At 66.5% G+C, this 25,278-nt stretch carries 27 protein-coding genes; 18 read left to right on the top strand and 9 right to left on the bottom strand.

The annotated features are described in order from the left end of the window. Nucleotides 1-114 precede the first annotated feature (114 nt). From CJ022_RS06785 to miaB, 5 genes are all read right to left on the bottom strand, one after another. Entirely contained in the window at nucleotides 115-1,353 is a 1,239-nt protein-coding gene (locus CJ022_RS06785; RefSeq protein WP_101925897.1) for a lipoprotein N-acyltransferase Lnb domain-containing protein, read from the bottom strand. Continuing rightward, nucleotides 1,340-2,209, bottom strand: a complete 870-nt coding sequence (locus CJ022_RS06780; RefSeq protein ID WP_101925896.1) for an HlyC/CorC family transporter — start codon at nucleotides 2,207-2,209, stop codon at nucleotides 1,340-1,342. Before CJ022_RS06780 ends, CJ022_RS06785 begins: the two co-directional genes overlap by 14 nt. Nucleotides 2,210-2,330: 121 nt before the next feature. Next, the gene (gene ybeY, locus CJ022_RS06775; protein WP_101925895.1) at nucleotides 2,331-2,813 is read right to left on the bottom strand and encodes an rRNA maturation RNase YbeY; all 483 of its coding nucleotides are present in this window, start codon (nucleotides 2,811-2,813) and stop codon (nucleotides 2,331-2,333) included. Between the two features lie 10 nt (nucleotides 2,814-2,823). Beyond that, on the bottom strand, nucleotides 2,824-3,804 hold the full coding sequence (locus CJ022_RS06770) for a PhoH family protein (protein WP_101925894.1): 981 nt from the start codon (nucleotides 3,802-3,804) through the stop codon (nucleotides 2,824-2,826). Nucleotides 3,805-3,917: 113 nt separating this feature from the next. Further along, nucleotides 3,918-5,342 carry a tRNA (N6-isopentenyl adenosine(37)-C2)-methylthiotransferase MiaB gene (miaB, locus tag CJ022_RS06765; RefSeq protein ID WP_101925893.1) on the bottom strand — a complete coding sequence of 475 codons (1,425 nt, stop codon included), beginning with the start codon at nucleotides 5,340-5,342 and terminating at the stop codon, nucleotides 3,918-3,920. Between the two features lie 142 nt (nucleotides 5,343-5,484). On the opposite strand from miaB, the gene CJ022_RS06760 reads away from it, so the two are divergent. From CJ022_RS06760 to CJ022_RS06735, 6 genes are all read left to right on the top strand, one after another. Then, nucleotides 5,485-6,435 carry a lytic transglycosylase domain-containing protein gene (locus CJ022_RS06760; RefSeq protein WP_101925892.1) on the top strand — a complete coding sequence of 317 codons (951 nt, stop codon included), beginning with the start codon at nucleotides 5,485-5,487 and terminating at the stop codon, nucleotides 6,433-6,435. 156 nt (nucleotides 6,436-6,591) lie between these two features. Further along, entirely contained in the window at nucleotides 6,592-7,227 is a 636-nt protein-coding gene (gene petA, locus CJ022_RS06755; protein ID WP_101925891.1) for a ubiquinol-cytochrome c reductase iron-sulfur subunit, read from the top strand. A gap of 2 nt (nucleotides 7,228-7,229) precedes the next feature. After that, entirely contained in the window at nucleotides 7,230-8,489 is a 1,260-nt protein-coding gene (locus CJ022_RS06750) for a cytochrome b (protein ID WP_101925890.1), read from the top strand. Further along, a complete protein-coding gene (locus CJ022_RS06745) occupies nucleotides 8,482-9,228 on the top strand; it encodes a cytochrome c1 (RefSeq protein WP_101925889.1) in 747 nt (248 codons plus the stop codon). Before CJ022_RS06750 ends, CJ022_RS06745 begins: the two co-directional genes overlap by 8 nt. A 164-nt stretch (nucleotides 9,229-9,392) precedes the next feature. After that, the gene (locus tag CJ022_RS06740; RefSeq protein ID WP_101925888.1) at nucleotides 9,393-10,031 is read left to right on the top strand and encodes a glutathione S-transferase N-terminal domain-containing protein; all 639 of its coding nucleotides are present in this window, start codon (nucleotides 9,393-9,395) and stop codon (nucleotides 10,029-10,031) included. Nucleotides 10,032-10,129: 98 nt separating this feature from the next. Next, nucleotides 10,130-10,591 carry a ClpXP protease specificity-enhancing factor gene (locus CJ022_RS06735; RefSeq protein WP_101925887.1) on the top strand — a complete coding sequence of 154 codons (462 nt, stop codon included), beginning with the start codon at nucleotides 10,130-10,132 and terminating at the stop codon, nucleotides 10,589-10,591. Nucleotides 10,592-10,688: 97 nt separating this feature from the next. Here the strand turns inward: CJ022_RS06735 and CJ022_RS06730 are convergent, their stop codons facing one another. The 3 genes from CJ022_RS06730 to CJ022_RS06720 all read right to left on the bottom strand — a co-directional run bounded on the left by CJ022_RS06730 (nucleotide 10,689) and on the right by CJ022_RS06720 (nucleotide 12,232). Further along, nucleotides 10,689-11,021 (bottom strand): DUF3301 domain-containing protein, encoded by a 333-nt coding sequence (locus tag CJ022_RS06730; protein ID WP_101925886.1) that lies wholly within the window; start codon nucleotides 11,019-11,021, stop codon nucleotides 10,689-10,691. A 66-nt stretch (nucleotides 11,022-11,087) separates the two neighbouring features. After that, the gene (nadC, locus tag CJ022_RS06725) at nucleotides 11,088-11,966 is read right to left on the bottom strand and encodes a carboxylating nicotinate-nucleotide diphosphorylase (protein WP_101925885.1); all 879 of its coding nucleotides are present in this window, start codon (nucleotides 11,964-11,966) and stop codon (nucleotides 11,088-11,090) included. Continuing rightward, the gene (locus CJ022_RS06720; RefSeq protein ID WP_101925983.1) at nucleotides 11,963-12,232 is read right to left on the bottom strand and encodes a Trm112 family protein; all 270 of its coding nucleotides are present in this window, start codon (nucleotides 12,230-12,232) and stop codon (nucleotides 11,963-11,965) included. Before CJ022_RS06720 ends, nadC begins: the two co-directional genes overlap by 4 nt. Before the next feature lie 58 nt (nucleotides 12,233-12,290). On the opposite strand from CJ022_RS06720, the gene purE reads away from it, so the two are divergent. Both purE and CJ022_RS06710 read left to right on the top strand, forming a co-directional pair. After that, nucleotides 12,291-12,794, top strand: coding sequence for a 5-(carboxyamino)imidazole ribonucleotide mutase (purE, locus tag CJ022_RS06715; RefSeq protein ID WP_101925884.1), 504 nt, complete (start codon nucleotides 12,291-12,293; stop codon nucleotides 12,792-12,794). A gap of 34 nt (nucleotides 12,795-12,828) precedes the next feature. Beyond that, entirely contained in the window at nucleotides 12,829-13,983 is a 1,155-nt protein-coding gene (locus tag CJ022_RS06710; protein ID WP_101925883.1) for a 5-(carboxyamino)imidazole ribonucleotide synthase, read from the top strand. Between the two features lie 252 nt (nucleotides 13,984-14,235). Here the strand turns inward: CJ022_RS06710 and CJ022_RS06705 are convergent, their stop codons facing one another. Further along, on the bottom strand, nucleotides 14,236-14,823 hold the full coding sequence (locus tag CJ022_RS06705; RefSeq protein ID WP_101925882.1) for a superoxide dismutase: 588 nt from the start codon (nucleotides 14,821-14,823) through the stop codon (nucleotides 14,236-14,238). Between the two features lie 144 nt (nucleotides 14,824-14,967). Here CJ022_RS06705 and grxD point away from each other — a divergent pair, with 144 nt between their 5' ends. From grxD to CJ022_RS06655, 10 genes are all read left to right on the top strand, one after another. Next, nucleotides 14,968-15,288 carry a Grx4 family monothiol glutaredoxin gene (grxD, locus tag CJ022_RS06700; protein ID WP_101925881.1) on the top strand — a complete coding sequence of 107 codons (321 nt, stop codon included), beginning with the start codon at nucleotides 14,968-14,970 and terminating at the stop codon, nucleotides 15,286-15,288. Further along, nucleotides 15,285-16,082 carry an SDR family NAD(P)-dependent oxidoreductase gene (locus CJ022_RS06695; RefSeq protein WP_233198634.1) on the top strand — a complete coding sequence of 266 codons (798 nt, stop codon included), beginning with the start codon at nucleotides 15,285-15,287 and terminating at the stop codon, nucleotides 16,080-16,082. Before grxD ends, CJ022_RS06695 begins: the two co-directional genes overlap by 4 nt. Next, nucleotides 16,079-16,678: a YhgN family NAAT transporter gene (locus tag CJ022_RS06690; RefSeq protein ID WP_101925880.1), complete on the top strand. Its 600-nt coding sequence runs from the start codon at nucleotides 16,079-16,081 to the stop codon at nucleotides 16,676-16,678. The genes CJ022_RS06695 and CJ022_RS06690 overlap by 4 nt, the downstream gene beginning before the upstream one ends. Nucleotides 16,679-16,931: 253 nt before the next feature. Further along, nucleotides 16,932-20,096 carry a TonB-dependent receptor gene (locus CJ022_RS06685; protein WP_101925879.1) on the top strand — a complete coding sequence of 1,055 codons (3,165 nt, stop codon included), beginning with the start codon at nucleotides 16,932-16,934 and terminating at the stop codon, nucleotides 20,094-20,096. Between the two features lie 109 nt (nucleotides 20,097-20,205). Further along, a complete protein-coding gene (gene ppnN / locus CJ022_RS06680) occupies nucleotides 20,206-21,594 on the top strand; it encodes a nucleotide 5'-monophosphate nucleosidase PpnN (RefSeq protein WP_101925878.1) in 1,389 nt (462 codons plus the stop codon). 191 nt (nucleotides 21,595-21,785) lie between these two features. After that, complete coding sequence (locus tag CJ022_RS06675; RefSeq protein ID WP_343125131.1) at nucleotides 21,786-22,331, top strand: GspH/FimT family pseudopilin; 546 nt, start codon at nucleotides 21,786-21,788, stop codon at nucleotides 22,329-22,331. Further along, nucleotides 22,328-22,828 carry a type IV pilus modification protein PilV gene (gene pilV, locus CJ022_RS06670; protein ID WP_101925876.1) on the top strand — a complete coding sequence of 167 codons (501 nt, stop codon included), beginning with the start codon at nucleotides 22,328-22,330 and terminating at the stop codon, nucleotides 22,826-22,828. Before CJ022_RS06675 ends, pilV begins: the two co-directional genes overlap by 4 nt. Then, nucleotides 22,825-24,093 carry a PilW family protein gene (locus CJ022_RS06665; protein ID WP_101925875.1) on the top strand — a complete coding sequence of 423 codons (1,269 nt, stop codon included), beginning with the start codon at nucleotides 22,825-22,827 and terminating at the stop codon, nucleotides 24,091-24,093. The genes pilV and CJ022_RS06665 overlap by 4 nt, the downstream gene beginning before the upstream one ends. A gap of 4 nt (nucleotides 24,094-24,097) precedes the next feature. After that, nucleotides 24,098-24,562: a pilus assembly PilX family protein gene (locus tag CJ022_RS06660; RefSeq protein WP_101925874.1), complete on the top strand. Its 465-nt coding sequence runs from the start codon at nucleotides 24,098-24,100 to the stop codon at nucleotides 24,560-24,562. Between the two features lie 17 nt (nucleotides 24,563-24,579). Further along, nucleotides 24,580-25,080 carry a hypothetical protein gene (locus CJ022_RS06655; protein WP_101925873.1) on the top strand — a complete coding sequence of 167 codons (501 nt, stop codon included), beginning with the start codon at nucleotides 24,580-24,582 and terminating at the stop codon, nucleotides 25,078-25,080. Nucleotides 25,081-25,278: the final 198 nt, after the last annotated feature.

Here is a 25,278-nt window from a genome sequence, read left to right as displayed (position 1 = left end):
TCTGTCGTGCGTTCGTCCGGATTCTTGCACGCGGATTCCACGCGCTGCGGGCGCATACGTATGCAGGGGCGCGGAGGCGCGTCGTTTGCCCAAGCCGAAAGGCCCGGCGACGCGTCAGCGCAGGCGTCGCATCCGGAATGCCAGCAGCAGCGCGACATGCACCGGCAGCAGCAGCGCCAGCCACGCGGCGTTGCGCTGCGGCAGCACCGGCAGCCAGTGCAGGAACAGCGCGGCGATCCCGCAGGCGACGAGCGCCCACAACGTCGCGACGAACAGCCGGCCCGCGGCGCGTCCCTGCGCGATGCGCCAGCCGCCGGGCAGCAGTAGCAGGCACAGCGGGTTGAACAGCAACAGGTTGTGGTTGCGCCACGCGAACCCGTGGGCCGTGCCGAACCACAGGAACAGCATCACGCCGCCGAGCAGGCCGCATGCGAGCCAGAACGGCAGGGCGACGGCCGCGACCCGGGCCGGCGCGGACCGGGCCGCGGCCAGCAGCGCAGCGGCGAGCAACAGCCCGGCCAGCAGCCACGGCCACAGGCGCCGCGCCTGCTCGACCGGTTCGGGCGCCTGCCGGTGTTCGATCAGCACGATCTCGTCGGCGACCAGCGGCGTGCCGTCGACATTGCGCGTACCGCGCAGCGCATCGGCCAGCCGCATCGGCACGAAACTGTCTTCCCACAGCGCATTGGGCCGGTCGGCCGCCGGCCCCAGGCCGACGTCGAAGCCCAGCCACATCCACGGCGCGGGCGATGCCAGCCGCACCGCATCGCTGCGGTAGGTGTTGCCGCGCGAGCGTCCCTGCAGCTGGCGACGCAGGGCGCCATCGAGCGCGCTGTCGATGACGTCGCGCACGCGCGTCGAGCAGTTGTCGGTGAAGTAGTCGTAGCGGTACTGCGCGTTCTCGGGCCGCGCGTTCTCGGCCAGCGCATCGGCGATGTGCCGGGCCTGGTCCGGCGTCAGATCGAGCCATTGCAGATTGACGCCGCGTCCGACCTGGCGGTAATACGCCAGGTCCTCGGCCAGCGGCAGCGCGACGAGCCGGTAGCGCATGTCGCCGCGGATGAAGCGGCCGACGAAATCGGGTTCGGCCGGATCGAAGAAGCCGAAGTTGTAAGACATCGGCTCGGGCAGCGCCGGATCGACGACGACCACCGCGTTGTGGCCGAAACGCTCGAAGAACACCTCGCCGGGCTGCATCGTCGCCACGCCGATCCGCAGGCCGGTTTCCGCTGCCGACGGCGATTGCGCCGCGACGGGCGCGGCGCACAGTGCCAGCAGGCAGAGCAGGGCAGTGATCCAGGACGCCACGGCGCGAGAGGCCGCGGCGCGGGACCGGCGATCAGGCGTCGGCATGCACGCTGACGTGCAGCGCGTGCAGGCGCCTCGAATCGGCATCGGTGACCCGGAACGAGAACCGGCCCAGGGTCAGCTCCTCGCCGATCTCGGGCAGGTGGCCGATCGCGCCGATGATCACGCCGCCGATGGTGTCGTACTCGTCGTCGTCGAAATCGGTGCCGAAGCGCTGGTTGAAGTCGCTGATCGGCGTCAGCGCGCTGACCGCGAACTGGCCGTCCGCCTGCGCGGCGATCAAGGCGTTCGGGTCTTCGGCGTCGTCGTGTTCGTCGTCGATCTCGCCGACGATCTCTTCGAGCAGATCCTCGATCGTCACCAGGCCGCCGACACCGCCGTATTCGTCGATGACCACGGCCATGTGGTTGCGCGACAGGCGGAACTCGCGCAGCAGCACGTTGAGTTTCTTGGATTCGGGAATCAGCACCGCGGGACGCAGCAGCGCGTGCACCGTGCCGGGCCCGTTGTCGGCGACGACGCCACGCAGCAGGTCCTTGGCCAGCAGGATGCCGAGGATCTCGTCCTTGTCCTCGCCGTGCACGGGGAAGCGCGAATGGCCGGATTCGACGACCTGCTTCATCAGCTCGAGAAAGGGCGTGTCGGCATGCAGCGCCACCATCTGCGCGCGCGGCACCATGACGTCGCCGACGGTCTTGCTGGAAATGCCGAGCGCGCCTTCGAACATGCGCAGGGTATCGGCATCGATCAGGCCATCGGCGTGGGTGTCGCGCAGCAACTCGACGAGGTCTTCGCGGTTGCTGGGCTCGCCGGAAATCGCGGAGCTCAGGCGTTCGAGCCAGCTGCGACGGCGATCCTGGGGATCGGAACTCGGGGGGGTACTACTATCGTCCTCGGACATGGTGCAAGTGTTTGATCGATAAGCGCCCACACGGGTCGCGGGAGAAGTCTATCAGGGTGGCGTAAACGCCCGTGCAGGCGGGTCCTAGGCGATGCGCAGCGGGCGCACGCAACGCGCGGCGTCAGGCGATCCGGTAGGGGTCGGTGATGCCGAGGCTGGCCAGGATCTCGCGCTCCAGCTGCTCCATCGCCTCGGCCTCCTTGTCGTCCTCGTGGTCCCAGCCCAGCAGGTGCAGCACGCCATGGACGGTCAGATGGGCGTAATGGGCCGTCAAGGGCTTGGCCTGTTCGGCGGCCTCGCGGGCGACGACCGGGGCGCAGATCACCAGATCGCCGAGCAGCGGCAGGTGGATGCCGGGCGGCAGGCCTTCCGGCAGCTCGGCAGGAAAGCTCAGCACGTTGGTCGCGTAGTCCTTGCCGCGGTAATGCCGGTTCAACGCCCGGCCCTCGTCCTCGCCGACCAGCCGGATCGCGAGGTCGGCGTCGCGGATCCGGCCGTCGAGCGCGACCGCGGCCCAGCGCCGGAAACTCGCCGCCGCCGGAACGCCCTTGCGCGGGATCGCGTAACCGACGGCGACATCGAGGCGGACGGGTCCCTGTGTCATCGCGTCTCCATCAGGCCGGGCCGGTCGCGCTGTCGCTGGCGTCGCGGCGCTCGTAGGCGCTGACGATGCGGGCGACCAGCGGATGGCGCACGACGTCGCGCGCCTCGAAGAAGGTGAAGCTGACGCCTTCGACCTCGTGCAGCACGTCGATCGCGTCGCGCAGGCCGGACTTCAGGTGCTTGGGCAGGTCGATCTGGGTCAGGTCGCCGGTGACCACCGCGGTCGAGCCGAAGCCGAGGCGGGTCAGGAACATCTTCATCTGTTCGATCGTGGTGTTCTGGGCCTCGTCGAGGATCACGAAGGCATCGTTGAGCGTGCGGCCGCGCATGTAGGCCAGCGGCGCGATCTCGATGACGTTGCGTTCCAGCAGCTTGGCGACCTTCTCCACGCCCAGCATCTCGTACAGCGCGTCGTACAGCGGGCGCAGGTAGGGGTCGACCTTCTGGCTCAGATCGCCCGGCAGGAAGCCGAGCTTCTCGCCGGCCTCGACCGCCGGCCGCACGAGGATCAGCCGCTGCACGCGCGATTCGTTGAGCGCATCGACCGCCATCGCAACCGCGAGGAAGGTCTTGCCGGTGCCGGCCGGGCCGATGCCGAAGTTGATGTCGTGGCCGGTGATCCGGTGCAGGTACTTCGCCTGGTTCGCGCCGCGGCCGCGCACGGTGCCGCGCTTGACCTTGACCGCCACGTCCTGGGGCGCGTAATCGTCGACCGGCTCGACGTTCGCATTGCTCAGGCGCAGGTTGATCGCGTGGCTGTCGAAGACCTCGGTTTCGGCTTCGCCATACAGCGCCTGCAGCAGGCGCTCGGTGCGCGACAGCAGCGCCGCATCGGGTCCGGTCACGCGGAAGATGTTGCCGCGGTTGGCGATCTCGACGCCCAGACGCAGCTCGATCTGGCGCAGATGGGCATCGAAGGGGCCGGCGAGGTTGGCGAGCCGCTCGGTATCGGCGGGCTCGAGCAGGAACGTGCGTTCGTGGGGGGTCGTCATGCGGCGGATTCTATGCGCTGGAACCGAAAGGCGGCGTTATCGGCGCGCGGCGCAACCGCAGCGTCCGAGCGGCACCACTGACGCGCGCGGTGCACGATGTTGCGCGTCCCGGCTCAGGCCGCGTCGCGCACCACGACCCGGCCGCGCAGCGAATTGCGCAGCGCGTCGGTGATCACCACGTCGACGAACTGGCCTACCAGCCGCGGATCGCCGGCGAAATTCACCGAACGCATGTTCTCGGTCTTGCCGGTCAGCTCGTTCGGATCCTTGCGCGACGGCCCTTCGACGAGCACGGTCTGCACGCTGCCGACCATGCGCTCGGAAATGCCGGCGGCATGGTCGTTGATGTGCGCCTGCAGGCGCGACAGGCGGGCGTGCTTCTCGTCCTGCGTGACCGAATCCTCGAGGTCCGATGCCGGCGTGCCCGGGCGACGCGAATAGATGAAGGAGAACGACTGGTCGAAGCCGACGTCCTCGATCAGCTTCATCGTCTTCTCGAAGTCGGCCTCGGTCTCGCCGGGGAAGCCGACGATGAAATCCGAGCTGATCGAGATGTCCGGCCGCACCGCACGCAGTTTGCGGATTTTCTGCTTGAACTCGAGTGCGGTGTAGCCGCGCTTCATCGCCGACAGGATGCGGTCGCTGCCCGACTGCACCGGCAGGTGCAGGTAGTTCGCCAGCTGCGGCACGTCGCGATAGGCGTCGACCAGCGAGTCGGAGAACTCCAGCGGATGCGAGGTCGTGAAGCGGATGCGGTCGATGCCGTCGATCTCGGCGATCGTGCGGATCAGCAGGCCTAGATCCGCGGGCGCATCGCTGGCTTCGCCCATCGGCCCGCGATAGGCGTTGACGTTCTGGCCCAGCAGGTTGATCTCGCGCACGCCCTGGCCGGCGAGCTGCACGACCTCGACCAGCACGTCTTCGAAGGGCCGGCTGACTTCCTCGCCTCGGGTGTAGGGCACGACGCAGAACGAGCAGTACTTCGAGCAACCTTCCATGATCGACACGAAGGCGCTGGGCCCGTCGGCGCGCGGCTCGGGCAGGCGGTCGAACTTCTCGATCTCCGGGAAGCTGATGTCGACCTGCGGCAGGCCGCTCTCGCGCTTGGCGCGGATCAGCTCGGGCAGGCGGTGCAGCGTCTGCGGGCCGAACACCAGGTCCACGTAGGGCGCGCGTTTGACGATCGCCTCGCCTTCCTGCGACGCGACGCAGCCGCCGACGCCGATCAGCACCGGCTTGCCGCCCTGCTTGAGCGCCTTCCAGCGGCCCAGCTGGCTGAAGACCTTCTCCTGCGCCTTCTCGCGGATCGAGCAGGTATTGACCAGCACGACGTCCGCTTCCTCGACGTTGTCGGTCAGTTCCAGACCGTCGCTGGCGGCGAGCACGTCGGCCATCTTGGCCGAGTCGTACTCGTTCATCTGGCAGCCGTGGGTCTGGATGAAAAGCTTGCCGCGGGGCGGCAGGGTGCCCGGCGCGGGCGGGGCCACAGGGGACGGGCGGGCCGGCGCAGGGCCGGCGGGAACGGGCGTGTCGTGCATGGCGACTCCGGGGCGCGGCGTTTAGGCCGGGCCGGATGGCTGGAATGGGCGGGAAGTGTAAACCGGGGCGCGGGCGGCCGCCGGCTTCCGGGAGCGCAATCAAGGACTTGGCAAGCGCCATCGAACGCGGGACACTGCCGCCGTGAAACGGGGATGGGGACTCATTGCGGCGTTGGGTGTGCTGGCGGCCTTTCCGGCCGTATCCGGCACCCTCTACCGTTGCGACACCGGCGACGGCATCCCGCAGTACGTGAGCAAGCGGATCTCGGGCGCGACCTGCGCCGTGGTGAGCCGCGGCGGCACCGGCGGCGGCAGCCGCGCCCCGACGCCGCGGGCCGCGTCGTCGGCCGCATCCACGCCGCGTGCGGCGCCGGCGAACATCGACAGCAACGCGCCGGCCACGTTCATGGGCGGCACGGCCATCGCATCGGCGACGCCCACCGTGCAGGCGGCGCCGACGCCCCGCGCGGCGACGCCCGCTCCCACGCCGCGCACATCGGGCTCGGGCCAGCGCCGGCTGCAGCAGGGCCAGGTCTACTCCTACGTCAAGGACGGCGTGCGCCACTACACCAGCGCCCGGCCGCGCGGCGCCGACGTGGCCGCGGTGCGGACGATCAACTACAGCTTCTTCGAGACCTGCTACGCCTGCGGCGCGGCGCCGGGCGTCAATTTCGGCAACGTGCGGCTCAACAACGACGCCTACCGCGACGAGGTCGCACGCGCGGCGCGCGACTTCGGCGTCGAGGAGGCGATCGTGCGGGCGATCATGCATGCCGAGTCGGCGTTCAACCCCAACGCGCTGTCGCGCGCCGGGGCCCAGGGCCTGATGCAGTTGATGCCGGGCACCGCGAAGCGGTTCGGGGTGGTCAATGCCTTCGATCCGGAGCAGAACATCCGCGGCGGCGTGGAGTATCTCGCGTGGCTGCTGAAGCGGTTCAACGGCGACCTGACGTTGGCCGCGGCCGGCTACAACGCCGGCGAAGGCGCGGTGGACCGGCACAAGGGCGTGCCCCCGTACAACGAAACCCAGCGCTACGTGGTGCGGGTCGGCACGCTCGCCGAGCGCTATCGCGGCCAGCTGGCGAGCCGCTGAGCCCGCAATCCGACGGATTCGGGGTGCGACAGATTGTCGCTGGATTCAGGCTTCCGTTACACTCGGACGTCTTTTACGGCCGTCACCCGCAATGATGGGTGTGCCGTGGCAGCCAAGCACACTTACAGCTACCGACAAAGAGATACGGAGTACCGGATGGTCGATGAAGCAGCGATCGGGCCTGGGGATCAGGGTTCCGTCAACGAAGGACGCCGCAGGTTCCTGACCGCGACCACGCTGGTCGTCGGCGCGGTGGGGGCGGGCGTCGCGGCGGTCCCGTTCATCAAGTCCTGGAATCCCAGCGCGCGCGCCAAGCTCGCGGGCGCCCCGGTCACGGTCGACATCAGCGCGCTCGAGGAAGGGCAGCGCCTGGTCGCCGAATGGCGCGGCCAGCCGATCTGGATCGTCAAGCGGTCGCAGGCGATCCTCGATGCGCTGCCGACGCTCGACGGCCAGCTCAAGGATCCCGAGTCGGAGAACGTCGACCAGCAGCCCGCGTACATCCGTGAGGCGAACCCGGAACTGCGCTCGCTGAAGCCCGACATCTCGGTGCTCGTCGGCCTGTGCACGCATCTGGGCTGTTCGCCGGAGATGGTGGCCGAGATCCGGCCTGCGCCGTTCGACGCCAACTGGAAGGGCGGCTATTTCTGCCCCTGCCACAAGTCGAAATTCGACATGGCCGGCCGCGTCTACGACGGCGTCCCGGCGCCGACCAACCTCGTGGTGCCGCCGCACTACTATGCCGACGACAACACGCTCGTCATCGGCGTCGATCCGCAGGGAGCCGCCTGACCATGGCCAACGTGTTCGTCCGCGGCGCCAACGGCGTCTTCAACTGGGTCACCGAGCGTGCACCGGCCTTGATGCCGATGTACCGCAAGCACATGACCGAGTACTACGCGCCGAAGAACTTCAACATCTGGTACATCTTCGGCGTGCTGTCGCTGGTCGTGCTGGTCAACCAGATCCTGACCGGCATCTTCCTGACGATGCACTACAAGCCGAGCGCGGCGGAGGCCTTCGCGTCGGTCGAATACATCATGCGCGACGTGGAGTGGGGCTGGCTGATCCGCTACATGCACTCCACCGGTGCGTCGCTGTTCTTCATCGTGGTCTACATCCACATGTTCCGCGGCCTGATGTACGGCAGCTACAAGAAGCCGCGCGAACTGGTGTGGATCCTCGGCATGCTGATCTACCTGGTGCTGATGGCCGAAGCCTTCCTCGGCTACGTGCTGCCGTGGGGCCAGATGTCGTTCTGGGGCGCGAAGGTCATCATCTCGCTGTTCGGCGCGATTCCGGTCATCGGCAACGGTCTCACCGAATGGATCATGGGCGACTACCTGCCCAGCGACGCCACGCTCAACCGCTTCTTCGCCCTGCACGTGATCGCGCTGCCGCTGGTGCTGCTGCTGCTGGTCGTGCTGCATCTGGGCGCGCTGCACGAAGTGGGCTCGAACAATCCCGACGGTGTCGAGATCAAGAAGGGGCCGAAGGGCAATGCGTGGTCCAAGACCGCGCCCGCCGACGGCATCCCGTTCCACCCGTACTACACGGTCAAGGACGGCTTCTACGTCTGCTGCTTCCTGATCCTCGCGGCGTTCATCATCTTCTTCGCCCCGGCGTTCGGCGGCTGGTTCCTCGAGCACGACAACTTCACCGCGGCCAACCACCTGGTCACGCCGGAACACATCAAGCCGGTCTGGTACTACACGCCGTACTACGCGATGTTGCGCGTGGTGCCGCACAAGCTCAGCGGCGTCATCGTGATGTTCGCGGCGATCGCCATCCTGTTCCTGGTGCCGTGGCTGGACCGCTGCAAGGTGCGCTCGCATCGCTACCGCGGGCCGATCACCAAGGTGATGCTGGCGCTGCTCGTGGTCTGCTTCATCTGGCTGGGCAAGATCGGCGCGGGTCCGGGTACGGATCCGGTCGAAACGATCATCGGCCGCGTGCTGACATTCCTCTACTTCGCTTTCTTCATCACCATGCCGCTGTGGACGAAAATCGACAGCACCAAGGCCGTGCCGGAACGGGTGACGATGCATGACTAACCGACTCATTGCCCGCCTCGCCGTCTTCGCGGGCGGACTGCTGCTGTCCTTCGGTGCGCTGGCCGCAGCCGGTGGCCCCGTCGAGCAGTCGGGGACCGACATCGGCGACCGCGCGTCGCTGCAGCGCGGCGCGCAGCTGTACATGAACTACTGCGCCGGCTGCCATTCGCTGAAGTTCCTCCGCTATTCGCGGATGGCCGACGACCTCGGCCTGACCGAGGACGAGGTCATGAACAATCTCAACCTCACCGGCGCCGCGTACGGCGAGCACATCCTGTCGTCGATGCCCGCCGAACAGTCGGCGCGCTGGTTCGGCCAGGCGCCGCCCGATCTGAGCCTGATCACGCGCGTGCGCGGCCCCGACTGGGTCTACACCTATCTGAAGTCGTTCTACCTCGACGAGACCCGTCCGCTCGGCTGGAACAACACGCTGTTCCCGAACGCATCGATGCCCAACCCGCTGTGGGAGATGCAGGGCCTGCAGCGTCCGGTGCACGGGGAAGTCGACGACACCGGCGAGCCCACCGTCGCGCATCTCGAGCTCGGTTCGCCGGGCAGCCAGAACGCCCAGCAGTTCGATCAGACGGTGCGCGACATCACGGCATTTCTCGAGTACGCCGGCGAGCCGGCGGCCCTCAAGCGGCAGCAGCTGGGCGTGTGGGTGCTGCTGTTCCTGATCGTGCTCACCCTGCTGGCCTGGCTGCTGAAGCAGGAGTACTGGCGGGACGTGAAGCATTGATCCGCGCGGATCGCCGTCGCGGAGGCGTCGGGCGCTCCGCGTGAGACGGCCCCCGTTGCCGGGCGGGCCGATGGAATGCGAGACTCGGGAACCGCGACGACCGGCTGCGAGGGGCAGACGGCGTTTACGAGGCCGGCGGATTCCGGGCTCGGGAGAGGCCCACGATGGCCGCGAGTGCACGTATGCGTAACGTCCTGACACTGTTTTCCTCGGTTGATGATGTCCTCTGCCACCGTGCGCGCCTGGTGCTTGCCGCCAAGGGCGTGACCTACGACATGGTTGTGGTCGATCCGCAGAATCCCTCCGAGGATCTGATCGACCTCAATCCGTACCACTCGGTGCCGACCCTGGTCGAGCGCGAACTGGTGCTCTATGCCGCCAGTGTCGTCAGCGAATACCTCGACGAGCGCTATCCGCATCCGCCACTGATGCCCGTCGATCCGCTGTCGCGGGCGCGCCTGCGGCTGGCGATGTTACGCATCGAGCACGACTGGGTGCCGCAGGTGCAGGCGATCCAGTTCGGCGCCAAGACCCAGGCCGACGCCGCACGCAAGCGCCTCAAGGAACTGCTGACCTCGTCGGTGCCGCTGTTCAAGGCCAGCAAGTTCTTCCTCAATCCCGAGATGAGCCTCGCCGATTGCGCGATGGCGCCGATCATCTGGCGCCTGCAGGCGCTCGAGATTCCCCTGCCCAAGGACGGCGCGAAGGCGATCGAGGATTACGGCAACCGCATCTTCCGCAGCCCCGGCTTCGTGCGCAGCCTGACGCACCAGGAACGCGGACTCCGGCCGCTGCCGGAATAAGCCGCTTCCGTTGGACGAATCCGGGGCGCGCGTGCGTGCGGCGGGTTCTCGTTCAGTCTGACGCGTGACGCCGCGGGACGAGTCGCTAAACTGTCGCCATGTCGGACCGCCCGCCCCCCATGACCAGCCACCGCCCGTACCTGTTGCGGGCGCTTTACGAGTGGATCGCCGACAACGGCGCCACACCGCACATCCTCGTCGACGCCAGGCATCCGGGCGTGCGCGTGCCTGCGCACGTGGTCAAGGATGGACGCGTCGTGCTCAACATCGCCGATCGTGCGGTCGGAAAGCTCGAGATGGACAACGACAGCGTGCGGTTCTCGGCGCGTTTCGGCGGCGTGAGCCAGTCGGTCCTGGTACCGGTGGGCGCCGTGCTGGCGATCTACGCCCGCGAGACCGGCCAGGGTATGGCGCTGCCCGACGACATGGGCGCCGGCGCCAGCGACGATGCCGAGGACGGCATGGCCGATACAGGCGACGACGATCAGACGCCGGACGATCCGCCCGAGGGCGCGCCACCGACCGAGCCGCGCCGCGGCCATCTGCGCGTCGTCAAGTAGGTCGCGGTTCGCAGCCGGTGCGGCGCCGGTCGTTCCTTGTCCTGGTTTCGATTCGAACGTGCGCGATCGCGTCACCGCGGCGCGCCAAGTCGCCTCGTCAGTACAGGGCTGCGGCGTCGGGCCGCGTCGGACCGCTGAACGCGACCAGCCGCTGACCACGCAGGATCAGATGGCCGATATGGCGCTGGATTCCGTCGTCGGAATATTCGAACCGGAAACTGCGCTCCACCCCCAGCCGGCCATCGTCGCCACGACGGAAGCGCATCGAATGCGCATGCACTGCCTGGTCCAGCCATTGCACGCCTGCGCGCTCGCAGGCGTCGCGGCCCAGCTGTCCCGCGCGTTCGGCAGCGGCGCGCGAGGCGCTCCACCAGGCGAACGCGGCGCCGCCGGCCAGCATCATGAAGATCATCGTCGGGAAATCGAGCATGCGCGCAATGTGGCGGCCCGGCGGCCGGGTTGCAAGCGGCGCTGGCGCCGTCGCATGCGCGTGCGATCAGGCGGGCGGTGGACCGAGCTTCAGCGACAGGTCGATCGCCTGGACGTGCTTGGTCAGCGCGCCGATCGACACCATGTCCACGCCATCGGCGGCGATCGCCCGCAAGCCGTCGAAATCGACGCTGCCCGAGACTTCCAGCGGAATCCGGCCGTCGAACGGCGCAGCCCGCGCAATCGCCACGGCCTCACGGCGCAGCTCGGCGTCGAAATCGTCGATCAGCACGCGCGTGCAGCCCGCGGTCAGTGCGTCCCTCAGCTGCGCGAGCGATTCCACCTCGACCACCAGCGGCAGCGCCGGCGCATGGGCGCGCGCGGCGGCGATCGCCGCGGTGATCGAACCGGCCGCGCGCACGTGGTTCTCCTTCAGCATCACCGTGTCGTAGAGGCCGAGGCGATGGTTGTCGCCACCGCCGACACGGACCGCGTACTTCTGCGCGAGGCGCAGGCCGGGCAGCGTCTTGCGCGTGTCCAGCACCCGGGTCGATGTGCCCGCCAGGGCGACGACGAACCGCGCGGTCACCGTGGCGGTCGCGCTCAGCGTCTGCATGAAATTCAGCGACGCACGTTCGGCGCTGACAAGGGCGCGCGCCCGGCCGGACAGCGTCGCGAGCACGGTCCCGGCCGCGACGTGCTGGCCTTCGTCGACGCGCCAGTGGATGGCGACGTCCGGATCCAGCGCGCGGTGACAGGCATCGAACCACGGGCGGCCACAGATCACCGCATCCTGTTTGCACAGCAGATAGGCGACGTCGTCCGTGTCCGGCAACAGCGCCGCCGTGACATCACCGCTGCCGATGTCCTCGGCCAGCGCCGCGGCGACATTGGCGGCGACCGCCGCGTGCGGCACGCCGAACCGGTCGGCGGCCGGTCCACTCATGCCTTCGGGAAGTCCGCGATCTGACCGGTGGCGATGCCGTCCTCGACGAGCAGCACCGGAATGCCGTCGTCGACGCGGTAGACGAGCTTGCGGTCGTGCGTCACCAGCGCTTCGCGCAGCGGCGCCGACTGCACGGCGTCGTCGACGCGGGTCAACGTGCCGGCGGCGATCGCCGCGTTCAGAGCGTCGAGGCCGGCCTGGTCGAGCAGCGCCAGTGGCTGACGGCTGGCGGGGCAGACGAGGATGTCGAGCAGCTTTCGGTCCATGGCAGGTCGCGTCGCGAAATCGAACCGGTAGAATACGCGTTTCGCCACGGGGCCGGCCATGTCCGCCAATTCCGCAAGCCCGCTGGTCGGGGTCGTGATGGGTTCGCGATCCGACTGGGACACGATGCAGCACGCCGTGCAGAAGCTCGAGCAGCTGGGCGTCGCGCACGAGGTGCGGGTCGTTTCGGCGCATCGCACGCCCGACGTGTTGTTCGACTACGCCGCTGGCGCGCAGGCGCGCGGCTTGCGCGCGATCATCGCCGGCGCCGGCGGGGCGGCGCATCTGCCGGGCATGCTCGCATCCAAGACGCTGGTGCCGGTGCTCGGCGTGCCGGTGCAGTCGAAAGCGCTCAATGGCATGGATTCGCTGCTGTCGATCGTGCAGATGCCGGCCGGCATTCCGGTGGCGACGTTCGCGATCGGCAACGCGGGCGCGGCGAATGCGGCATTGTTCGCCGCCGCGATGCTCGCGGCCGAGGACGCTGCCGTCGCGCAGGCGCTGGCCGCGTTCCGGCAGCACCAGACCGACGAGGTCGCCGGCAACGACGATCCGCGCCGATGAGCTGCACTGGCATGCGGCTCGACGGAATACACGCATGACCACGACGGTCGGCATTCTCGGCGGCGGCCAGCTGGCCCGCATGCTCGCGCTGTCGGGCGCGCCGCTGGGCCTTCGGTTCCTGGTGATGGACACCTCGAACGAGGCCTGCGCCGGCCAGTTCGCGCCGCTGCTGGTCGGCGACTATCGCGACGAGGACGCACTGCAGCGCTTCGCCGGCGACGTCGACGTGGCGACCTTCGATTTCGAGAACGTGCCGGCGGACAGCGCCCGGCTGCTGGCGTCGCGCATTCCGGTCTTCCCGAATCCGGACGCCTTGGCGGTGACCCAGGACCGCCTGGCGGAAAAGACCCTGTTCGGCACGCTCGGCATCCCGGTGCCGCCGTTCGCCGATGTCGCGACGCGCGAAGCGCTGGACGCCGCGGTCGCCGCGATCGGCACGCCCTGCATCCTCAAGACGCGGCGCCTGGGCTACGACGGCAAGGGGCAGTTCCGGATCAAGGCGCCGACCGACGTCGCTGCGGCATGGGACGCGCTGGGCGCGCAGGCGCAGAGCGTCGGCCTGATCCTCGAAGGGTTCGTCGCTTTCGAACGCGAGCTCAGCGTGGTGGCCGTGCGCGGCCGCGACGGCGAGTTCCGGGCGTGGCCGCTGACCGAGAACTGGCATGTCGACGGCGTGCTGTCGGCGAGCCTGGCGCCCGCGACGGTCGCCCCGTCGCTCGCGAAGACCGCGATCGACTACGCACAGGCGATCGCGACGCGGCTGGACTATGTCGGCGTGTTCGCGCTGGAGCTGTTCTGCCGCGACGGCGAGTTGCTGGCCAACGAGCTGGCGCCACGGGTGCACAACTCCGGGCACTGGACCATCGAGGGCGCCGAGACGTCGCAGTTCCAGAACCACCTCCGCGCGGTGCTCGGCCTGCCGCTCGGCGACACGTCGGCGCGCGGCGTGGCCTGCATGCTCAACTGGATCGGCACCATGCCCGACGCGCGCGCCGTCCTCGACACCGCAGGCGGCCACTGGCACGACTACGGCAAGTCGGCGCGGACCGGGCGCAAGGTCGGCCATGCGACGCTGCGGGCCGACGATGCGCCTGCGCTCGCGGATCGACTCGCCGCGGTGGGGGCGGCGCTGGACCGGGTGACCCAGGTTGCCCCAGTGGTGGCGCGTCTACGCGAGGCGCGCGCCTGAGATCCGGCGCGCGGACGATGGCGCCAGTCGGCCGATCCGTCAGCGCCGATGCTCGGGGCGCACACGTTTCGGTGATTCCCAATCCGCGTAGCGCGAATGCGCCCAGTCGTCGAGGGTGAGTCCGCATGCAGGCGGCTCCCGACGAAACGCCAACAGATCCCCTCGACGTTTTCGCGCGACTTCGAAGCAGCGCGATCGGCCCACCCTGACGGTTCGAGAAATCCTGCTGGCGCTCCGAACCTGGGCAGCCCCTTACTTCAGACGTGCGGCGACGCTGTCCCAATGCACCAGATGCCAGAACGCATCGAGATAGCGCGTGCGGTTCTCGCGGTAGTCGAGATACCACGCGTGTTCCCACAGACAGGCCGCGAGCAGCGGCACGTCGTCGCCGGTCACCGGTGTCGAAGCATTCGCCGTCGCCACCAGCGCGAGGCGCCCGTCCTGGCGCTGCACCAGCCACACCCAGCCTGCGCCGAACAGGCGCAAGGCCAGCGCATCGAAACGTGCGCGCAGGGTCTCGACATCGCCGAAGTGCTTGCTGATGGCGTCGGCCAGCCGGCCACCGGGCATGCCGCCCCCACCGCCCGCCGCGGGCTTCAGCGAGTGCCAGTAGAAGGTGTTGTTCCAAGCCTGCGCGGCGTGGTCGAACACTTCGCCGTGCGCCTTGCGGACGATGGTGTCGAGCGGCGCATCCGCCAGGTCCGTGCCCGCCAGCAACGTGTTCAACCGGTCGATGTGCGCGCGCTGGTGGCGCCCGTGGTGCTGCGCCATTGTCTCGCCCGACAGATGCGGCTCGAGTGCGGTGTGGTCGTAGGGCAGGGCGGACAGGTCGAGAGGCATGGGCGGCGGCATCCTGGACAACGCATGGAGGCGGCGGCGCACCCGCGGCTCGCGCGGACGGCGACGCGTTAGAATGTGCGGATTCTAAACCCCATTGCCCCGGCATCCCGGCGCGCCGGCGATGGCAGTTGCAGGAGCTCCACCGTGACGATCCTCGAACGCATCCAGGCCCAGATCGACGGGCATGCCATCGTGCTGTTCATGAAGGGCACGCCGGAGTATCCGATGTGCGGATTTTCCAGCCGGACCGTCGAGGCCCTGCAGGCGGCGGGCGCGTCGGATTTCCATGTCGTCAACGTGCTCGGCGAGCCGGAGATCCGCGCGAACCTGCCGCGCTTCTCCAACTGGCCGACGTTCCCGCAGCTCTTCCTGCACGGCGAACTGATCGGCGGCTGCGACATCGCCCTCGAGCTGCACGAGTCGGGCGAGCTGGCCCGGATGATCGCCGAGGTGCAGAAGGCGTGAGCGGCCCCGTGTTCGCCGTGCCGCGACGCGCCGACGGCCTGTCGGGCCGCGTGGTGCTGATCGTCGGAGCGCACGGCGGCCTGGGCCGCGAAGCTGCGCTCGCCTGCGCCGATGCCGGCGCGGCGCTGGTGCTGCTCGGCCGCAAGGTGCCGCGGCTCAATCGTCTCTACGACGAACTCGCCGCGCGCGGCGCGACGAGCGTGCTGTATCCGCTGGATCTGGAAGGTGCGTCCGCCGACGACTACGCCGAGCTCGCCGCGCGCATCGAATCGTCGATCGGTCGGCTCGATGGGGTGCTGCACTGCGCGGCCCAGTTCACGGCGCTGACGCCGCTCGAGCACACCGATCCGGCCGCCTTCGCGCGCGCCATCCATGTGAACCTCACCGCCCGCTGGTGGCTGACCCAGGCCTGCCTGCCGCTGTTGCGCCAGGCGGCCGACAGCGCGGTGGTGTTCGCCATCGACGCACCGTCGCGGACCGCGCGCGCGTACTGGGGCGGATACGGCATCGCGCAGGCCGGTCTCGCCTCTCTGGTGACGATGCTGCATGCCGAACTCGCCGCCACCCCGGTCCGGGTCAGCGGCCTGTGCCCACCGCCGATGCGCACGCCCTTGCGCGCCCGCGCGCATGTGGAAGAGGACGAGACGCTGGCACGCGATCCGGCGGACAGCGCCCGCGACTGCGTGACCCTGCTCGCCGCGGAGGGCGCGGTGCACCGCGGCCAGCTGTGGGCGCCGGCAGTGGCGTCGCCATCGCCGGATGGGGCCGCTGTTCCTGCGGGCGCACGCGCATGACGATTGCGTCGGCCGCGCTGTTGCTGTTCCTGATCCTCGATCCGCTGGGCAACATCCCGGTGTTCCTGAGCATGCTGCGTCGCCTGACGCCGGAGCGGCAGCGCATCGTGCTCGCGCGCGAGCTGCTGATCGCCCTGCTGGTGCTGATGGCGTTCCTGTGGGCCGGCAAATACGCGCTCGAGGTCATGCACCTGCGGCAGGAGTCGGTGGCGATCGCCGGGGGCATCGTGCTGTTCCTGATCGGCATCCGCATGATCTTTCCGCCGCCCGAAGGCCTGATGGGCGAGATCCCGGACGGCGAGCCCTTCATCGTGCCGATGGCGATTCCGCTGGTCGCCGGCCCGTCCGGCATGGCCGCGGTGATGCTGATGGGCAGCAACGAGCCCGACCGCCTCGGCGAATGGAGCCTGGCGCTGATGATCGCCTGGGGCGCGACGGCGGCGATCCTGTTCTCGGCGACCTATCTGTACAAGTTGCTCGGTGCCCGGGCCTTGACCGCGATCGAGCGACTGATGGGCATGCTGCTGGTGGCGATCTCAGTACAGATGCTGCTCGACGGCTTGGTCAGCTACCTTCGCGCCGGCCTGGCCGGCTGAACAATCGTTACGTGACCGTGATGAGACAAGCACTTAGCGTGCTTGCTCAGGTCCGGCATAAAACGAGTCCGTTCAGTGAGTTGCGAAGCAGATCGCGTGTCACGGTACTGTCATGGGGATTGGTTACCGTGTTAATCTGTTGTTAACCGGGGCCGCCAGCGCCGCCCCGTGGGGCTCCCCCTTCTCTGTTTCCGCATCTGCCGTGCACACGCTGGTGCACGCGCCCAAATACCCACGCACCGAGGCTATTCAAATGACCCACTCGCATCGCGCCCGGCTTTCCAAGCTGTCGCTCGGCCTGATCATCGCGCTCGCCGCCGCTCCCGCGTTCGCCCAGAGCACCTCTGCCGGTGTCGGCGGCCAAGTGCTCGGCGCAGGGGGTCAGCCGGTCTCCAATGCTGAAGTCACCATTCTGCATACCGAGTCGGGCACGGTGAACCGAGTCACCACGGATGAAAACGGGCGCTATAACGCGCGCGGTCTGCGCGTTGGTGGTCCGTACACGATCACGGTGACCAAGGCCGGCGAGGGCACCCGCACCGAAGACGACGTCTATCTGAACCTCAACGCGGTCAACACCGTCAACGCTGCACTGACGGGCGACATGACGACGCTGGAGACCGTGACGGCCACGGCCGTTGCCGGTTCCGATTTGTTCAGCTCGACCAAGATGGGCACTGGCACCAATGTCGACCGCGGCGCGATTGAACGCCTGCCCTCGGCGACCCGAAACATTCAGGACTACATCCGTCTGGACCCGCGCGTGACCCAGACCGACAAGGTCGACGGCTCCATCTCGGTCGGCGGTCAGAACCCGCGCTACAACGTCATCCGTATCGACGGCATCAGCTCGAACGACCCGTTCGGCCTGGAAGCCAACAACCTCCCGACGAACCGGCAGCCGGTCTCGATGGACGCGATCGAGGAAATCAGCATCGACGTCGCGAACTACGATGTCACAGTTGCTGGCGGCACGGGCGCGGTCGTCAACGCGGTGACCAAGTCGGGCACCAATACGTTCAGCGGTTCGACCTACTACAACCTGCGTGATGCCGATTGGGTGGCGGACGATCTTGAAGAGAATGGTGGTGGTCCGTTCACGGGCTTCGATAAGGAAGAGACGTACGGCGCGACCTTCGGTGGTCCGATCATCCAGGATCGCCTGTTCTTCTTCGCCAACTACGAGCGCACCAAGCGAACCGCGCCGAGCACGAGTTATGCCTCGACTCCTTACGGCAACGGTGACATCACCGACGAAGATATCGCGCGCGTGCAAGCTGCAGCGCAGGGCTACGGCTTTGACGCGGGCGCGCTGAGCGCGCCGGCCAACGAGACCGATGTCGAGGAGTACGCGATCAAGCTCGACTGGAACATCAATGACAATCATCGTGCGACGTTCCGTTACAGCGAGATGGAAGAAGTGGTGCCGAAATTCCCGGGCATCGGCAGTGGCAACGTGTCCCTGAGCACGCACTGGTACGACCAGAACAAGACGTTCAAGAGTGTCGTTGGTGAGCTCTTCAGCGATTGGACCGAGAACTTCTCCACTGAGTTCAAGATCTCGCAGCGCGAGTACGATGCGATCGCCGCGCCGTATGCCAACCTCCCCTATATCCGTATCAACGGTTTCGGTAACAACAGCAATCTGCGTTTCGGCACCGAGCAGAATCGTCATGTCAATGTTATCGAGACCGAGCAGCTGAGCTTGTTCGGTGCGGCGACTTGGTACATCGGGGACCACACGCTCAAGTTCGGCTTCGATCATGAGACCAATGACGTCCTGAACTTCTACGGCCGCAATCTCAACGGCGTCTACACGTTCGCAAGTCTCGAGGATTTTGAAGCCGGAATCCCCTCGCAGTACGAGCTGCGCGCGCCGCGTCCGGGCGGTTCGCTGGCCGATATTCCGGCTGCGTACGAGATCAAGAACACTGGTTTCTTCCTGCAGGACACGTGGTATCCAACATACAATCTGAGCCTGTTGTTCGGTTTGCGCTACGACAAGCCGTCGTTCGGTGACAGCCCGATTTACAACCCGCGGATCGAGGAGTTGTACGGGCTCGATAACACCAACACGGTGGATGACGGCCTGTTCCAACCACGCTTCGGCTTCAACTACACCTTTGACAGTGACCGTCCTACTCAGCTGCGCGGCGGTGTGGGCCTGTTCCAAGGTGCCAGCCCGAACGTCTGGCTGGCCGGTGCGTTTCAGAACACAGGTTTGAACTTTGTTGAGTACAACCTGCGCGGTGATGACGCGCCGGCATTCGATCCGACGCTACCACCGACGATCCCGAGCGGTTCCGGCAGCACGCCGTTGATCGTGGCCGACATCATGGAGCCGGGCCTGAAACTGCCGTCGACTTGGAAGGCGAATCTGGCGTTCGATCACGAGTTGCCCTGGTATGGCATCACCGCGTCGGCGGAGCTGCTGGTGACGCGAAACAATGATGCGTTGTGGTTCGATCGTCTGGACGTTGGCGCGCCGACGGCTTTCGGTCAGGACGGACGCCAGATCTTCTGGAACGCAGCAGGTCTCGATCCCGCAAATGCCGGTCGCTTTGGTATTGAGAACGGGTCGAATGGGGCGGGCAATCGGGCCAACAAGCCTTCTGACGTGAATCAGGCAATTGTCATCCGCAACACCGATATCGGCAGCAGCCGCCAGATCACGCTCAGCATGTTCAAGCCGCTGATCGAGAACTGGTCCTGGTCCGCCGGCTATACCTACACGCGTGCGACGGAATTCAGCCCGGCGACCAGTTCGCAGAACTCGTCGAACTGGAGCAATTCGCTCGGGTTCCAGGCGAACGATCCGGTGTCCTACGATTCGCGTTATGCGATCAAGGATCGCTTCACGGGAACGCTGACGTGGCAGAAGGAGCTGTTCGGCAACAACAAGACCACGGTCGCGATGTTCTACGAAGGTCGTGCGGGTCGCCCGTACAGCTACATCTTCTACAACGACGTCAACGGTGACAGCGCAACCACCAACGATCTGTTCTATGTGCCGAATGGTCCGGGTGACGTGCTGTTTACCGGTGGTGCGGAAATGGAGCAGGCGTTCTTCGACTGGCTTGCCGAGAACCCGGAGCTGCAGGCCTACGCGGGCAATGTGGCGTCTGCCAATGCAAGCCAGGAGTTCCCGGGCTTCATGCAGGGTCACAAGGCGGAACTGTCGCTCGATATCATGAATATCGGCAACCTGCTTAATGACGACTGGGGTCAGATCAACGATTACGGGTTCTTCGCCACCCGACGTGTCGCGAACTATGCCGGTATCGATCCCGACACCGGCAAGTACGTCTACAACTTCACCGGTGCGGATGACGAGTCGCTGCAGGAAGTGAACAACGATGGCGTCAACACGGCCGTTTCGCGCTGGTCGGTGATGCTGGGTATCAAGTACAAGTTCTGATCGTTTGATAGAAGCTTGAGACGAAACGGCCGGGGAAACCCGGCCGTTTCCGTTTGCGCGCGGGTTCGCGCTACAGTTCGACACCAAAAAAATGACGACAGACCCGACGATGAGCAACAGCGACAGGGCGGCGACGGCGCTGCCCACGACCAACGCCTATATCTATCCGCGCGGCGGACTCGACATCCTCTCCCGCGACGAGGTGGCCCGCCTCAAGGATGCGTCCAGCGGTGGCATGCACGATCTGCTGCGTCGCTGTGCGCTGGCGGTGCTGACCAGCGGCAGCGCGTCCGACGATCCGCGCGCGGCGCAGGAGCTCTATCCCGACTTCGACATCGAGGTGCTGCAGCAGGATCGCGGCATCCGGATCGAACTGCGCAATGCGCCGGCGATGGCTTTCGTCGATGGTCAGATCATCCGCGGCGTCGCCGAACTGCTGTTCGCCGTCGTGCGCGATCTGGCCTACACCGCGATCGAACTCGGTCCGGACAATGCGCGGGATCTCGACTCCAGTGCCGGCATCACCAATGCCGTGTTCGGTCTGCTGCGCAACGCGCGGCTGCTGCAGCCGGGCGACCCGAACATGGTCGTGTGCTGGGGCGGGCATTCCATCGGCCGCGCGGAATACGACTACACCAAACTCGTCGGGTACGAACTCGGTCTGCGTGGACTCGACATCTGCACCGGCTGCGGCCCGGGCGCGATGAAAGGGCCGATGAAGGGCGCCAACGTGGCGCATGCCAAGCAGCGCCAGCATCCGACGCGCTATATCGGCATCACCGAGCCCGGCATCATCGCGGCCGAATCGCCGAATCCGATCGTCAACCACCTCGTGATCATGCCGGACATCGAGAAGCGTCTCGAATCGTTCGTTCGTCTCGGTCACGGCATCATCGTGTTCCCGGGTGGCGTCGGTACGGCTGAAGAAATTCTCTATCTGCTCGGTCTGCTGTTGCAGGAAGAGAACCGCGACATCCCGTTTCCCTTCATCCTCACCGGGCCGACGGCGGCTGCGCCGTACTTCGAGCAGATCGACCAGTTCATCCGCCTGACGCTCGGCGACGAGGCCGCGTCGCGCTACGAGATCATCGTCGCCGATCCCGAGCACGTCGCGCGCCGCATGGCTGCCGGCATCCGCAAGGTTAAGGAGCACCGCGTCGCGCAGAAGGACGCGTTCTACTTCAACTGGTCGCTGACCATCCCGTTGGATCTGCAGCAGCCGTTCGTGCCGACGCACGAAGCGATGGCCGCCCTGGACCTGCACCACGGCCGCAAGCCGCACGAACTCGCCGCCGACCTGCGGCGCGCGTTTTCCGGCATCGTCGCGGGCAACGTCAAGGAGGACGGCCTGCGTCGTGTCGAGGAGTTCGGTCCATTCCGCATCAACGGCGACCGCGACATCATGCAATCGCTCGACGCCCTGTTGCGCGCTTTCGTCGAGCAGCGCCGGATGAAGATCGCGGGGGATTACCGACCGTGCTACGAGGTCGTGGCCTGAGCTACGACCTGGTCCTGCGGCTGGGGTAGTTTTGCCGGGCGATCTGTTGATGCTGCCTGAGTCTCCAGCTCAGGGTCGGTCACCGCCCGCATTGATGCGCTCATCACGCCTGAACGACCGCTCGTCCGCCCCGGCCTTGCGTCCCCGGGGACGCCCCCTAGACTGCGAGTGGGCCGCAATGCGCCCGGGGAATGGGGACATGCATGCCTTGCGTGCGGATAAGGGGTTTCACGCTGGTTGAGCTGATGGTGACGATTGCGATCGTCGCGATCCTGCTTGCCATCGGACTGCCGAGCTTTCAGGGCGCGTTGCGGAGCAACCGCATCGCGACGACGACCAACGAGATGATCGGCAGCGTGGCGCTGGCGCGCAGCGAGGCCATCCGCACGACACTCGGCGGCGGTATGTGCGCGACCGACGATGGCACCAGCTGTGGTGATGACTGGAACGCGGGTTGGCTGGTCTGGGCGAACGTCGGCGCGGCGGATGAAGAGTTCACGGCAGGTGACACGGTCATCCGTGTCATCGATGCCCATCCGCAGCTCTTGCTGTCCGTCGAGCCCGTCGGTGGCGGCGCCGCAGTCGACACGATTGCGTTCGATGCGCGTGGTCGTCCCGATGCGCGGGCCGAGATCACACTGGAACCAGTCGACTGCCCGACAGGGCAGGAGTTGATCCGCACAATGACCGTGAATCTGGTCGGTCAGCTCACCACCGCGCCGAGTGCTTGCCCATGAATCTTTCCTTGAAGGCGCGCCGGCGTGCGTATTCCCCGCATGCAGGTATCCGTCGACAGACGGGTTTCTCCCTGATCGAAGTCCTGATCGCCCTGGTCGTACTTGCGGTCGGCCTGCTCGGCCTGGCATTGCTTCAGACCACCAACCTCCGTTACACGCAGAGCGCGCAGCAGCGCACCATGGCGGTCAACCTCGCGAGTGAGCTGCTCGACACCATCCGCACCAATCGTTCGCAGATCGCATCGTACGAGATGGCCGAAGCCGATTTCGCGGGTGTCGCGCCCGATCCGGAAACAGGCTGTGCCACGTTTCCGATTACGTCCAACGCCAACAATATCGAGCGCTGGCAGTGCGAGGTCCGTGAATCATTGGGGCCTGATGCCTTTGCCATCGTCGTAGTGAACGATCCGGAGGTAAGCGTCAACATCGTCTGGAGCGAAGAAAACATGGCGGAGCTGGCAGGAGAAGGTGAGATCGAGTTGGTGACCACGCTATGAATCCGCAATCACGCGCGCGCTCGGCGGGTCTGTCGCTGATAGAAATTCTGATTGCCCTTGCGATCGGCTCTCTGCTTATCCTGGCACTGGTGCAGGTTTTCGGTGCTTCGCGCACGGCCTATCAGCTGTCTACCGGCTTGGCGCGCACCCAGGAGAACGGTCGCTTTGCGATCGATATTCTGCAGCGTGATATCCGCATGGCGGGCCATATGGGCTGCGTCAACGACCAGTCGCGCTTCTTGCCGGCGAATGTCACCGCATCGCGACCTGCGCTGATTTCAAGTTTCCTGACGCCAGACGAACAGTTCGGTACCGGCGCTTCACCGACGTCCGACTATGCAGCTGCTCCCGACGCGCTGCGATTCGATCTCGGAATCGAAGGCTTCAACGCGGTCGGCACATCGAGCGGCAACGCCCTAGCCCTTGCGGCTGTGCCGAGTCTTGCCGCTGACGCAAGTGCATGGGAGCCGGCGCTTCCGGCAACTCTCTACAGTGATCTGGTTGGCGACGGCACCGGTCCCGGCGTACCGGTGGCGGGTAGCGATGTCATCGCGTTGCGATTCTTCGCCCCGACTGGTGCGCAGGTCACCTCCTTCACACCAGGCGCCAACACCGTCATCCAAGTCGATACGATGACGCAGTTGATGGAAGGTGACGCCAATCCAGGTCTGTTCGGCATCGCCGATTGCATGCAGGCCGGCGTGTTCAATGCATCTGCGGTTGCAGGTTCGAATATCACGGTGGCGACGGGCGGACTCAACGAGTCAACGTTCGACACGACGCCGCAATTCACCGTTGGGCAGGCAATGCTGTATCGAGCCCAAAGCTTTGTTTACTACGTTGGACTCAACGATTTCGACAATCCCGCGTTGTATCGCCTGCGTTACCGGGCGGACCCGGGTGGCGCGATCGAGGTCGAACGAGAAGAAATGGTCGAAGGTGTCGAATCGCTGCAGCTGCAGTTCGGCCAGGATAGCAACACGACCACCACGGGGCGCCCGACCGGCAATATCGGCGCAAGCGTTGTCGCCAATGCGCTACTGCCAGCGGGTGCTGCCAACTATGACCACGCCTGGCGCCGTGTGGGCATGGTGCAGGTCGGTGTCGTCGCGCGCAGCCCGGATGCGGCGGCCGCCTCCCAGCGCGAAGCGGGGACGATGCGCCTGTCTGCGCTCGGCGTGATCATGACGCCCCCTGAGGACACACGCTATCGCGCCGTCTACGAAGACAGCATCGCGCTGCGCAACCGACTGTTCGGGAACTGATCCGATGATGCATCCACTCCAGTCCCCTCGCGCCCAGTCAGGCGCCGTGCTCTACGTCGCGCTGATCCTGCTGATCCTGCTGGCTTTGATCGGCATCATCGCGTTGCAGGTCGCGGGCCTGCAGGAGCGCATGGCCGCGAACTACCAGGCGACGAACATCGCGTTCCAGAACGCGGAGTCGGGTGCGCGCCTGCGGGAAATCGCGCTGAAGAACCAGGTGCTCGCGGGTGGCAATCCCACGACCAATGTGCCACCCACCAACTGCACCGCGACGCCTGATTTCCAGGGCTGGTCCTCCGACCAGCAGCATGTGCGCCGCCTCGATCTCTGCTTCGCCTGGGGTGCGCTCGACGTGCCGTCCAACGAAGCCGAGCGCACCGACCAGATCTACCAGATCACTGCATTCTCGCGGGACCGCGACCTGCTTCCGACATCCGAAGCGACCGTCGATACCGTGTTCATCCCGTGAGGCGCGAGGAGATTCGAATGAAATCAGGAAAGCTCATCCGTTTCGGCGCCGTCGGCGTCGTTCTCGTTGCCGCGGGTCTGGCCAGTCTGTCCCTGCGATCGGATCCCTTGTTCGTCGCGGGAGACGCGCCTCCCATCGCGCAGTCGCCGCTGTACCTGCGGGACTCGGTGCCGCCGCTGAACATGCTGGTCATGGGCAAGGATCACAAGATCTATTACGAGGCCTACAACGATGCGTCGGACCTGGATGGGGACGGCAGCCTGGATGTCGGCTACCGCGGCTGGGAACTGAAGGCAAATCCCGCGGCGGGTGAGTCCCGCTACAAGATCGACTATTACGGTTACTTCAATTCCTACGCCTGCTACAGCTGGTCCACGTCCGGCACCGGCGGCAATCGCTTCATCCCGAGTCAGGCAGCGCCAAACAAGACCTGCGGAGGCCGATCCGGTGAATGGAGCGGTGACTTCCTCAACTACCTGACCACGTCACGCATGGACGCGCTGCGTCGTGTGCCGTAGGGCGGTTGGCGGCAGACGGATACCGCGTCGCAGACCATCCTGCAGGGCGCGTTCTTCCCGCAGGATGCCCACAGCTGGGGCAAGGAATACCAGAGCGTCGCGCGCGACGGCTATGACATCAGCAATTACGCACCACTGACGATTCCCAATACCGGGCGCTATCACCTGTTTGCGGTAACAACGACGACCGGCATTGGC

Source organism: Luteimonas rhizosphaerae (genome assembly GCF_002849595.1).
Classification (GTDB): Bacteria; Pseudomonadota; Gammaproteobacteria; order Xanthomonadales; family Xanthomonadaceae; genus Luteimonas; species Luteimonas cellulosilyticus.
This window is presented reverse-complemented; position numbering and strand designations above follow the sequence as displayed.

Coding starts and splice junctions, on each gene's coding strand:
- CJ022_RS06785 (WP_101925897.1), bottom strand. CDS start 1,353: ATGCCGACGCCTGATCGCCGGTCCCGCGCCGCGGCCTCTCGCGCCGTG.
- CJ022_RS06780 (WP_101925896.1), bottom strand. CDS start 2,209: ATGTCCGAGGACGATAGTAGTACCCCCCCGAGTTCCGATCCCCAGGAT.
- ybeY (WP_101925895.1), bottom strand. CDS start 2,813: ATGACACAGGGACCCGTCCGCCTCGATGTCGCCGTCGGTTACGCGATC.
- CJ022_RS06770 (WP_101925894.1), bottom strand. CDS start 3,804: ATGACGACCCCCCACGAACGCACGTTCCTGCTCGAGCCCGCCGATACC.
- miaB (WP_101925893.1), bottom strand. CDS start 5,342: ATGCACGACACGCCCGTTCCCGCCGGCCCTGCGCCGGCCCGCCCGTCC.
- petA (WP_101925891.1), top strand. CDS start 6,592: ATGGTCGATGAAGCAGCGATCGGGCCTGGGGATCAGGGTTCCGTCAAC.
- CJ022_RS06750 (WP_101925890.1), top strand. CDS start 7,230: ATGGCCAACGTGTTCGTCCGCGGCGCCAACGGCGTCTTCAACTGGGTC.
- CJ022_RS06745 (WP_101925889.1), top strand. CDS start 8,482: ATGACTAACCGACTCATTGCCCGCCTCGCCGTCTTCGCGGGCGGACTG.
- CJ022_RS06740 (WP_101925888.1), top strand. CDS start 9,393: ATGGCCGCGAGTGCACGTATGCGTAACGTCCTGACACTGTTTTCCTCG.
- CJ022_RS06735 (WP_101925887.1), top strand. CDS start 10,130: ATGTCGGACCGCCCGCCCCCCATGACCAGCCACCGCCCGTACCTGTTG.
- CJ022_RS06730 (WP_101925886.1), bottom strand. CDS start 11,021: ATGCTCGATTTCCCGACGATGATCTTCATGATGCTGGCCGGCGGCGCC.
- nadC (WP_101925885.1), bottom strand. CDS start 11,966: ATGAGTGGACCGGCCGCCGACCGGTTCGGCGTGCCGCACGCGGCGGTC.
- CJ022_RS06720 (WP_101925983.1), bottom strand. CDS start 12,232: ATGGACCGAAAGCTGCTCGACATCCTCGTCTGCCCCGCCAGCCGTCAG.
- purE (WP_101925884.1), top strand. CDS start 12,291: ATGTCCGCCAATTCCGCAAGCCCGCTGGTCGGGGTCGTGATGGGTTCG.
- CJ022_RS06710 (WP_101925883.1), top strand. CDS start 12,829: ATGACCACGACGGTCGGCATTCTCGGCGGCGGCCAGCTGGCCCGCATG.
- CJ022_RS06705 (WP_101925882.1), bottom strand. CDS start 14,823: ATGCCTCTCGACCTGTCCGCCCTGCCCTACGACCACACCGCACTCGAG.
- CJ022_RS06690 (WP_101925880.1), top strand. CDS start 16,079: ATGACGATTGCGTCGGCCGCGCTGTTGCTGTTCCTGATCCTCGATCCG.
- CJ022_RS06685 (WP_101925879.1), top strand. CDS start 16,932: ATGACCCACTCGCATCGCGCCCGGCTTTCCAAGCTGTCGCTCGGCCTG.
- ppnN (WP_101925878.1), top strand. CDS start 20,206: ATGAGCAACAGCGACAGGGCGGCGACGGCGCTGCCCACGACCAACGCC.
- CJ022_RS06675 (WP_343125131.1), top strand. CDS start 21,786: ATGGGGACATGCATGCCTTGCGTGCGGATAAGGGGTTTCACGCTGGTT.
- pilV (WP_101925876.1), top strand. CDS start 22,328: ATGAATCTTTCCTTGAAGGCGCGCCGGCGTGCGTATTCCCCGCATGCA.
- CJ022_RS06665 (WP_101925875.1), top strand. CDS start 22,825: ATGAATCCGCAATCACGCGCGCGCTCGGCGGGTCTGTCGCTGATAGAA.
- CJ022_RS06660 (WP_101925874.1), top strand. CDS start 24,098: ATGATGCATCCACTCCAGTCCCCTCGCGCCCAGTCAGGCGCCGTGCTC.
- CJ022_RS06655 (WP_101925873.1), top strand. CDS start 24,580: ATGAAATCAGGAAAGCTCATCCGTTTCGGCGCCGTCGGCGTCGTTCTC.